The organism is Bacillus sp. NPDC057893 (assembly GCF_042796455.1).
Lineage (GTDB): Bacteria > Bacillota > Bacilli > Bacillales > Bacillaceae_G > Bacillus_A.
In genome coordinates this window covers 1-9,602 of the sequence record NZ_JBHVNG010000028.1, presented here as the reverse complement: position 1 = coordinate 9,602, position 9,602 = coordinate 1, and the positions used below count along the sequence as shown (strand labels likewise).

At 31.4% G+C, this 9,602-nt stretch carries 11 protein-coding genes; 3 read left to right on the top strand and 8 right to left on the bottom strand.

The genetic code is table 11. From position 1 onward, the window contains the following. Positions 1 to 218 precede the first annotated feature (218 nt). Positions 219 to 491: a hypothetical protein gene (locus ACFVQC_RS29965; protein ID WP_377900160.1), complete on the bottom strand. Its 273-nt coding sequence runs from the start codon at positions 489 to 491 to the stop codon at positions 219 to 221. A 403-nt stretch (positions 492 to 894) separates the two neighbouring features. On the opposite strand from ACFVQC_RS29965, the gene ACFVQC_RS29960 reads away from it, so the two are divergent. After that, positions 895 to 1,323: a helix-turn-helix domain-containing protein gene (locus ACFVQC_RS29960; protein ID WP_377900158.1), complete on the top strand. Its 429-nt coding sequence runs from the start codon at positions 895 to 897 to the stop codon at positions 1,321 to 1,323. Between the two features lie 551 nt (positions 1,324 to 1,874). Here ACFVQC_RS29960 and ACFVQC_RS29955 read toward each other — a convergent pair. Continuing rightward, positions 1,875 to 2,072 (bottom strand): hypothetical protein, encoded by a 198-nt coding sequence (locus ACFVQC_RS29955; RefSeq protein WP_377900155.1) that lies wholly within the window; start codon positions 2,070 to 2,072, stop codon positions 1,875 to 1,877. A gap of 160 nt (positions 2,073 to 2,232) precedes the next feature. Continuing rightward, positions 2,233 to 2,841 carry a DUF3967 domain-containing protein gene (locus ACFVQC_RS29950; protein ID WP_377900154.1) on the bottom strand — a complete coding sequence of 203 codons (609 nt, stop codon included), beginning with the start codon at positions 2,839 to 2,841 and terminating at the stop codon, positions 2,233 to 2,235. Positions 2,842 to 3,304: 463 nt separating this feature from the next. Here ACFVQC_RS29950 and ACFVQC_RS29945 point away from each other — a divergent pair, with 463 nt between their 5' ends. Further along, entirely contained in the window at positions 3,305 to 3,886 is a 582-nt protein-coding gene (locus ACFVQC_RS29945) for a hypothetical protein (protein ID WP_377900153.1), read from the top strand. Positions 3,887 to 4,168: 282 nt separating this feature from the next. On the opposite strand, the gene ACFVQC_RS29940 is transcribed toward ACFVQC_RS29945, so the two are convergent. From ACFVQC_RS29940 to ACFVQC_RS29925, 4 genes are all read right to left on the bottom strand, one after another. After that, entirely contained in the window at positions 4,169 to 4,501 is a 333-nt protein-coding gene (locus ACFVQC_RS29940; RefSeq protein WP_377900152.1) for a 6-aminohexanoate hydrolase, read from the bottom strand. A 319-nt stretch (positions 4,502 to 4,820) separates the two neighbouring features. Next, positions 4,821 to 5,381 carry a helix-turn-helix domain-containing protein gene (locus tag ACFVQC_RS29935; protein ID WP_377900151.1) on the bottom strand — a complete coding sequence of 187 codons (561 nt, stop codon included), beginning with the start codon at positions 5,379 to 5,381 and terminating at the stop codon, positions 4,821 to 4,823. A 610-nt stretch (positions 5,382 to 5,991) separates the two neighbouring features. Then, complete coding sequence (locus ACFVQC_RS29930) at positions 5,992 to 6,648, bottom strand: MarR family transcriptional regulator (RefSeq protein WP_000162377.1); 657 nt, start codon at positions 6,646 to 6,648, stop codon at positions 5,992 to 5,994. 193 nt (positions 6,649 to 6,841) lie between these two features. Next, positions 6,842 to 8,308: a plasmid recombination protein gene (locus ACFVQC_RS29925; protein ID WP_377900150.1), complete on the bottom strand. Its 1,467-nt coding sequence runs from the start codon at positions 8,306 to 8,308 to the stop codon at positions 6,842 to 6,844. Between the two features lie 542 nt (positions 8,309 to 8,850). Between ACFVQC_RS29925 and ACFVQC_RS29920 the strand changes: the two genes are divergently transcribed. Then, the gene (locus ACFVQC_RS29920) at positions 8,851 to 9,072 is read left to right on the top strand and encodes a hypothetical protein (protein ID WP_377900147.1); all 222 of its coding nucleotides are present in this window, start codon (positions 8,851 to 8,853) and stop codon (positions 9,070 to 9,072) included. A 341-nt stretch (positions 9,073 to 9,413) separates the two neighbouring features. Here the strand turns inward: ACFVQC_RS29920 and ACFVQC_RS29915 are convergent, their stop codons facing one another. Further along, the gene (locus ACFVQC_RS29915) at positions 9,414 to 9,599 is read right to left on the bottom strand and encodes a hypothetical protein (protein WP_377900162.1); all 186 of its coding nucleotides are present in this window, start codon (positions 9,597 to 9,599) and stop codon (positions 9,414 to 9,416) included. Positions 9,600 to 9,602 lie beyond the last annotated feature (3 nt).

The window sequence follows — 9,602 nt, the reverse complement described above, 5'->3', positions numbered from 1 at the left end:
AACCTTACTTCACTTCCATCACTTACAAAAAGTGAATACAAAGTATAAATTAAAAGTAATATTCCATAAATAAAATTAGTAATTTTGTGCAATGAACTCCCCTCTTTTCGCCGTATATATTTTAGTATAAAAGTTTACTTTCAGGTTTATTTAATTCAAGTCCTATATCAAAAAGAAAAGCACCTGTGATATACACAAAGTGCTTTTCTTTTGTCAATTTATATATTTTCTTCTGATAAATTAAACTCTTTTGAATCGTACTTTTCTAGGTCCTTCGGTATTTCATCACCTTGTTTTACAGAAATTGTTCCATCCTCATTTTTTTGTATTAAAACAGGTTTACTTTTATCGAAATCCTTCCCTTCTAAAGCCTGCTGCATTTCTTTTTGTTCATATGGAATTTGTTTATCTGTCTGTACATTTTCCGTATTTGCTCCACCTGCTAATAATCCTGTACTTAAAAGTGTTCCTGCTAATAATGTTTTAAACATTTCTATCATCTCCTTGTGTTTGATGACCTTTATCTTAAAACAAGTATCTGGAGTTGTTATGTAGTTTATCTAGAGTCTATGTAAATTTAAAAAACCTCTAATAAAATGTTTTTTTACATAGTTTTATTTATATTGTAATTTTTTTTGAAATGTTAATGAACATCCTATAATAACGAAAGTAAACTTTTAGATATTAGTTTACTTTCATAAAGATAGAAACTTAATGTTAATATATAAAAATATTAAGTTTTTTTACCAATAAATAATTATCAAAATCCCTCTAAATCAACCATGCAACCACCTCTTCCAAACCTTTGCTACTCTTAAGTTACATCATTCTACTTTGCGATTCTTACCAATTCTTATAAGCTGTAATAAAAATAAAATTATAGGAGTTGAAAGCATGGAGTTTTATAAAAAGCTAAAAGAAGAACGCTTAAAACACAACTTATCACAAGAAGAATTAGCACTTAAATTAAACATAAGCAGACAATCGATTTCTAAATGGGAACTTGAAAAAGGCTATCCGAATATTGAAACGCTTATTACATTAAGTGAGTTATTCAACATTAGCATTGATGAATTAATTAAAGGAGATGATTGCTTGAAAGATAAAATCATCAAAGAAGGAAAAATGGGGGAATTAAGAATGACAAATCCATTCAAATGGTTATATGTATTAAGTTCAATTTTAGTAGTATTTTGGCTTTTTGTACTTCCCTGGTCCAATCCATCAGGTTTAACATTAAGCATAATTAATCTCATAGCTATTATTTACTTTGTAATTGTCGTTAACTACATCAAAAACAACAAGAAGAAATTTTTTAATTAAACTTAAAAATTAAAAACGACAGCGATCAGGTGGCTCAACATTATCTGATCACTGTCGTCTTTATTAAATAATCCCTACTTAATCACAATTTTAGATACTCAAACATTTTTCATCCTTCAATGTAAACTTTTAAATATTAGTTTACATTGGAATTATTGATTTTATTGACTTTATCGCAATTCATGCGTTTTCTCCAAAATCACTATCAAAAGTATACATTCAAAATATTGTAGAAACGTGGTTTATAAGAGCTATAAAGAATAATCAAACTGTATTTCGAATACGTAACATTCAATGACAATTTTATTAAAATTAACACATATAATGCAATGAGCATTTACAAATATCCATATGAATGTTTCTCTTCTAACGGATATGAAAAAAGAGATGGCTGGACACCATCTCTTTTTTATACTTTTATTTGAAATTAGTTTACATAACACCACTTATCAGCAGTCCATGTATCTCAAAAATCTAAAAAAAAAAAAATCCCTTCAGATCTTCCTTCTAAAGGGATTTTTCGTTCACACAATCTGTATTATCACTAATTTTTATTTATCTACCTTAAAATACTCTGGATGTTCTGCTTTCATAGATAAAATGTTACCACACTCTGTACAAACATCAGCAATCACACTTGAAAATTGATTAAAAAGGTTATTCGTACTAATAAGTCTTAAACATGCTTGGACATCTAATGAATCTTGCCTGATTTCTCTAAAACCACAATTAGGACATTTCTTACTCATTTTCAATTCCTTCTTCCTAAGATTTAGTTCACATAAAATCCGATTATCAGTAGTATCCAAAAAAGCTCAGGGTTCTCATATGACTCTAAGCTTTACTTTTATATTCATTTTTCTATATTTTTTAGAGGTGGCGAAAAATATTTAATCAAATTTCAAAAGATTATTTCCAAAACTCATACCATTTCTTATCTTTACTTGCTGCAATCATCTTCTTAACTTCCTGGACTTCCCTTATTGTTTGCATGAGCATTTCATCGCGTCCCTGGTTCTTCGCTACATCTTCACTAGTATTTGTCACTATAAGCCTTTGGGATTCCTGTATCGTTTGTATAGCGCTCAATAACTCTGATTCTCTTTGTGTAAATCGCTGGTCTTGTTCAACTAAACGTTTGTTTAATTCTTGTAGTAATTCATTTTGCTTTTCAATGAACTCGTTTTGATCTTGAAGCATCATCTGTAGCGTTGTAGCGTTGAAATCCGGTTCTTCATAGCGCTCAATTTCGTGTCGCTCTAATGGCAATACCTCAACGCCTTGATGCCATGATACTATTTGTTTTGTGGCGTTTTCTAATGTCATGTCTGTGTCGTTCTTTAGGTTGATAACCTTACGAAACACCATTACATCACTTTCTCTATACTTCCTATGCCCACGTTCATTCTTTATAAAAGTATAACCCTCTTTTTCTAGTACATCAGCATACTTACGTAATGTACTAGATTGGATACTTAATTGCTCTGCCACGTCGCCAGGACTATATAACGTCTTCATAGCGTCTCACCTCAAAAATATATTCGCTATAGCAATGATATACCCTTTTTCCTAATAATTCACGTATCACTTGTTTTCATTTTCAACTTCCATAATCTTTACATAGATAATGTATTTAGTTTATATATCAAGTTTGAATCTAGAGACTCGTTACTTTTTGATAACAACATCAAAATCTTTTTTATTTATACAAGATTTTATGCAAAAAAAGAATAGCGAGGATCCTCCGGATCCCCGCTATATCAACCATGTATAAAATCATGCATATCAATTTTACTAGAAAAGAAAAAAGAATCCCATAAAAACAAGGATTCTATCAAAATATTTACTACCGATAATAGGACGTTATGTAAACCTCATATGAATATGGTATACATCAAGAAATGTACGACTTATTCTAATTTCTTCGTGATAGAATATAATAAATCCATATTTTAACAAAACATAAAAAGGGGGAAAACTTTTGTATAAAAAACTAAGAAAACATCTTATATTAGGTTCCCTATTTCTTATCATTAGTGGCTGTTCAATTTCAACAGGCTACAACACGCAACAAGAAGCATTAAAACAAGGGTTAAAACCAACAAATAATACAGAGTTAGATAAATATAATGCTCTAAAACGTATTATAAAAATAGATGAAAAAATAGCCTTTTTTGTTACACCTGATAATTACATTTCAATAGCAGATTTAGAAATAGAAAATGGAAAATGGACTGTTAGTGGGATAACAGGAGCAACAAATGTAAGTAAATTAGAAGTACAAGATTCTGGTATATCACCTACTATGGGAATATCAAATGGAAAAGTTATTTCTGGTTATCTTAAAAACCCATCTATTAGCAAGGTATCATATGAATCTACCCCAGGACATATTGTAGATTTAGATAAATTCTTACCAAACGAAACAAAGTACAAAGGATGGAGTTTATGGTACGTGATCCTTCCTAATAAATTAGATGATGATTTAAAGTCTTTTGATCTTATTACGACTGTTTTAGAATTTAAAGATACAAATGGCACTATTATAAAATATAAGAACTGATCAACTAAAAACAACTTCTGATAACGATAATTATGTAAATGAGCTGTCCAAATGGATGGCTTATTTTATTTTTTGCTTATCGTGGTTTTTTTCCAAAATGCTGGCGGTACCCCTATTAGTATATTTGATGATAAAAATGGTTAAAATCACGTTTTTTATCGATTTAGTTTACACAATGGATATACAGTTAACTAAAAATGAAAAGTTTACATTTGAAAATGAACAATAAAAAACAGTAGTGTATAAAATCACTACTGTTTTTTATTGTTTCTTATAAGTGAATTATTTGTATTCCTGTCTATATAATTTAAATGAATAAATAGCTCCAATAAAGAATACAAAAGCTTCAAATAATATAAAGATTTGACGGAAATTCTCAATATCTTTACCTACTAAAGAAATAAATATAGCATTCATTAGAATTTGAGTAGTAAACATACGAGAAGTAATTTTTAAATAAATAGCATTTGTTCTTTCATCTTCTGGTTTACCAATTTTTTTGTAAATAATAATAAGTGCAATTACTGAACCCAAAAATAGAAGTGCTGTAAGTCCTACAACGATATTGAAATTGCCTGTACTTTCTAACATCCATTTATTTAATAGATCAATCATTATTATCTTCCTTTCCTACATAAGAGAATATTTCTTTCTTCTTTTTCACTATAATAAAAAAAGAAAAAGGAAAACATCGAACTTTCTTACAAACATTCGTGTATTCTTACAGTTTTGTCATTTTGTAAATATATTCAGCGCCTTGCCTTTCTCTAACTGGCGGTTCAGCTTGGCCAAAGCTAAAAACCCGCCGAAAATAAGATCCAGCAAATGAAATTTATATTACCTAATGCTTAAAACTACTTCCAAGAACGATAATTATGTAAACACAAAAGTCCTCCAGTTAAACAATCCGGAGGACTTTTAATAGTTTTCTAAGTTATCTTCCAAATACACTCAATCCTAAATAAATCAAACTATAACTAATTAAAGCACTTGCAAGCATCAAACCTATTTTTAATAATTTATCTTTTATATTAGGCTTTACTTCACTTATAGGTTTTCCCTCTATAAAATCAACTATTTGACGATAAGTTTTTAAATTATGCTCTTTTTTTATGTTTTCAACTTGCTGTGATGAAAACATAAGCAAAATCGTAAGTACCAAAGGTATTATAAGACCATAATAACCAAAAAAGTAAAATACAGGTGCAGTAGAAATAGGAAGTATAATCATTAATGCTAACATGATGTAACTCCACTTAAAGAAAGTTGATTTTTGAAGTTCTTCTTTCATGATCTTTACATCTCCTTTAACTAAATCATCCAGGGAGATATTAAAGAGAATACTCATCATTAGTAAATTATGAATATCTGGATAGTTCCTTTCATTTTCCCAGTTAGAAATAGATTGTCTGGAAACATGAATTTTTTCTGCTAACTTCTCTTGGGACATATTATCCCGTTTACGAAAATATTGTATTTGTCTACCAATGTTCATCTATACATCTCCCTTAAGTTTGAGGTTAAGTTAAAGGCTAATTAAAGACTACCAAATTTCTTTATAATAACGTGATTCTAAGGTGTAAAAATGTTTTATCATGCTATTTCACCCCTGTTTTTGGGTGTGAGTGCTGGCTCGTCGTGTGGGGGCGAAACCCCACATAGCGTCGATTCCATATAGAAAAAGAAGAATACCTTGAACGGAAGAATTGGCGGTTCGGCTGGTACAATTGCTGATCCAAGTCGAGCAACTTAATCCCGTTTTTGGTCTGTTCGGCTTGGCGAAAGCTAAAAACCAGCCGAAAAAAGTTTTGCAAGGACAGAATAAAAAAGAAAAGGCGATAGCCTTTAGGTGAGGATGAACGAACCGACTTTTTTATTCTGAGGGTGGAGATTTTTGAGTGTTTTTCTCAAAAATACGACCCGTTCCTTGCGGAACTTTTAGCTATATATATAAGAGTGAGAAGAGCAAAGTGAAGAAAGTCAGTAATATCAAGGGTTTATAAGACATGAGGTGTTAATTTTTTTTAACACCTGTGTTAATTTTTTTTAACACCTAAAAAATGTAAAAACACACATAAAAAAAGATGTCAATATAAAATCGACATCTAAAATAAATAAATTGGTAGTTTATGTTTTTTCTTATTGCCTTCAATTTTGATATTACGTAGCGCTTTTGAAAAAATTTGTTGAGTTGCTCTATCAATATCATCTTTAGGTGAATTACATAATATATTGGGGTTAACAAACCAAGTTCTTGCTGAACAAGTCCTTCCATCTTCAGTTATTACACCTGTTTCTGCAACTCCTAAAACCCCTTTTTCAAGCAATTCATTCATTATTTTTGAAATAGAAGTCCTTGTTTTCCCTAATTTCTTAGCTAAATAACTAGGAGATGCCGTATTCGGTTTTATATCATCTTCTTCATTTTTTTCAACAATGACATTTGATTTAAATTCTAGAAATCTTGAAATATCAAATAAAAATGCCTTTTCTGGTTGAGTTAAATAGCCAATTTCACATAAATAATCAATATTCTCTGTAATCATTTGGACAAATCTCACCCGATCTGTAGGTTTTTTCTTCTTCCCTATAAAATACTCTTCTCCACCAGACATTTTACTTAATACTTGTAGCATAATGACTCTTTCTTCTTCAGAAAGTCCACCACTACCTTCAAGCTTTTCATAAATGCTATTAATTTTACTATCTCTTTCTTTTGCCTTTTTGTCAGCTTGTCCAAAATCAATAATTTTTTTTGTCATATCTAAGTTAATTCCTCCTTAATTGAGGGAATCAACAAAAACACCTATTTTTTGCTATTTGATTATAAATCAAATTATGATAATCTATAATCAGATAATTGAATTCTAGGTATTTTCGTAGAATACCCTATGAAAAGAGTCATGTTCCCGCATGGCTCTTTTTTTCATTCTATCACGTTTTCAATAACCTGGTTTACCGTTCCATATCAAATCCCCTAGGTTTATTAATTTCTTTCTTATGTTCATTCTCAAAATAATTATTAATTCCCTTTCTATCCAAATTTTCTTTAATAAGCCCCCTAAACGCCTTAAATTTCTCTTTAAAGACTTTTTTTGTCTGTTGATATAAAACCCTTATGTTTGCCTGTAAATCCTTTATATGAACCTTTAACGAGCTTATTTCTCTATTTAATACACCAACTTCTTTTTGTAACTGACTTTTTTCTTGTTTCAACGTTCGATTCTCTTTCATCCATCCCTCTGCATGTACTTTTAAACTCTCATTCTCTTTCACAAAATCTGTCTTTTTCAAACACTCATAATCCTTTTTGATAGTAACTGCTGCATTCACTTGTTTTGTTAATTCTTGATATTGTTCCGGTGATAATACATAATTTCTTGTCTGTTTCTTCGTAATTTCAGCTTTACCAAACATTTTATCTTGTACTTCTGTTATTACTTCTCTACGCAAAAATGGAATTTTAACAGGTTCATTTGGTACTTGATCTGTAGCACTATCTAATTCTTTTTGCATTTGTTTTATTCTTTTTTCTAAATCTACATGACACTGGCCAATTAGCTGCAACTTTTCACTTTCACTCTCTACTTGTTGTTTCACTATCTCTAATTCTTTGTAGTTATCAACGACATCACTTTCCAAACTCTTTTTCGCTACTTGTAATTCATTTGTTTTCTCTTCAACATTTTTTAAATGATGATCAATCGTCTGTAACTGCGTTTCTTTTTCTTGTACTTGATTCTCAACAATTGATTTTGTTTCTGCATATTCCTTGTATTGACGGACTTTCATGTATTTATGTGAACCTACATTGGCACGTTCAAAATTCGGGATGTGTTCTTTCGCTAATTGTTCAATATAGGCCGTTTCTAATTCTCTCCAATGTGCAATTAACTTTCTTCCCGTTCCTTCTACACCTTGTTGTTGCAAAGCTCTATCCATTCCGACACGCCTCGTTAATCCTCGACTACTTTCGAAATTCGGTACATAGTTAATATGTAAATGCGGATTGGCTTCATCATCATGTAAAACCATGTTATAAACTACTAGATTTGGATTTCGCTTTTGAAACGCTTCAGCATAGCGCTTCAGTGCTTCTTTTTTCGCCCCTCTATACATTGGGTCGTCTTTACCTTCCCCAATCGCTACAACCAATTCTCTTTGCTCATGTGTCTTATCGTCTTTATGTATTTTGTCATAGTAGTCATCAATCTTACGGTCATTCCGTTTTTGTTTCTCGTTATACTTGTCCACTGCTTCTTGAAAGATATCCTTGTATACACTTCGGATGTCCTTTTGAACAAAGTAAATATTCTCCTCTGACCTGGATGGATCTATACCAGGATTCCCATGAATGTTTTCTCTGTTATTGTGGCTCAATGAACTTTGGTGAGATTGATTAAATGAGATAGACCCCAACATAAAATGCCACCACTTTCCCTAGATTAATTGATACCATAAGTCTAGCAAAGCGACGAAATGGAGTCAATTAGAGTAACCCTATACGTATTTTGACGCTAACGCATCAAAATCGATAGGGGTCTGCGACGCTTTTCGGCTTTGCCGAGCCATGCCTAGGCATGGCAAAAACCGTCTCATAAACGTGACATAGTCGTCCTCCAATGGACGCTATTTATTCCACGTTTTCTTGACCACGAGCCTCTAAACCCTCAAACTCCCGAAGGCAATCCCACAGGGCAAAAACCGCCCTATGGGACCACCTCCCGTAGTTTGCATGAGGGTTCCCCTCATGGTAAAGAAACTTTCGCGGCATAACCGCTCAGTGGTTTCCCCTTAATGCTCCTTGCATGGATCAGCAAAAAAACGCTGAACCCTTCCAGTCCGCTTACCGTTGACTAATATTTCAATTTGTTTGTTTTTCATTGATTTAAAACTAAACACTTTGTTTAATTTTCAGACATATTATATAAATGTTTATTTATTTTTAACTGAGGTGAATTATTATGATAAATCCTTACTATATTGGAAACAGACAAGTAGGCCCAGTCATTTCACTGCATGGAGCTCAAGTAACACTCCATGCAGTGCAACATGCAATGCAACATATGCCATACTATTATCATCCAGCTATACCTTATCATGAAACAATACAATATTATCCAGATATGGAATATACATCTCAAAGTATATATCCTACTACTTTTACAACAATTCCAATTTATTAACATCCTCTTGTTTTTAGTATGTTCGGCTTGGCGACATGCCGTCACTTGCCGAAACCCATTGATGAGTGGATAGCCCCTTTTAGTGTCATAGAAATCTAGAGTAAGAGTTAAATTCATGGACAGCCGATCAAAGCGGTTCGGCAGGTACAATTGCTAATCCAAGTCGTGCTACCTAAATCCTCGTTTTTGTTATTCTCGAAAGTAAACTTTTGAATAGAAGTTTACTTTCAGTTTCATCAACATAAAAAAAACACAACGATTGCTGTAGTTTTTTTATTGCTCTGACCAAAACTATATTGTAAATGCTCATGGCATTGTATGTTAGATTTCAATTGTAAGTTCTAATGTAAACTTTTAAATAAAAATTTACTTTCATTATCATTAAGAAATGCTAAAACCATAGAAAAGATAAGTAGTATAGTTAACACCATAATAAACCTTACTTCACTTCCATCACTTACAAAAAGTGAATACAAAGTATAAATTAAAAGTAATATTCCATAAATAAAATTAGTAATTTTGTGCAATGA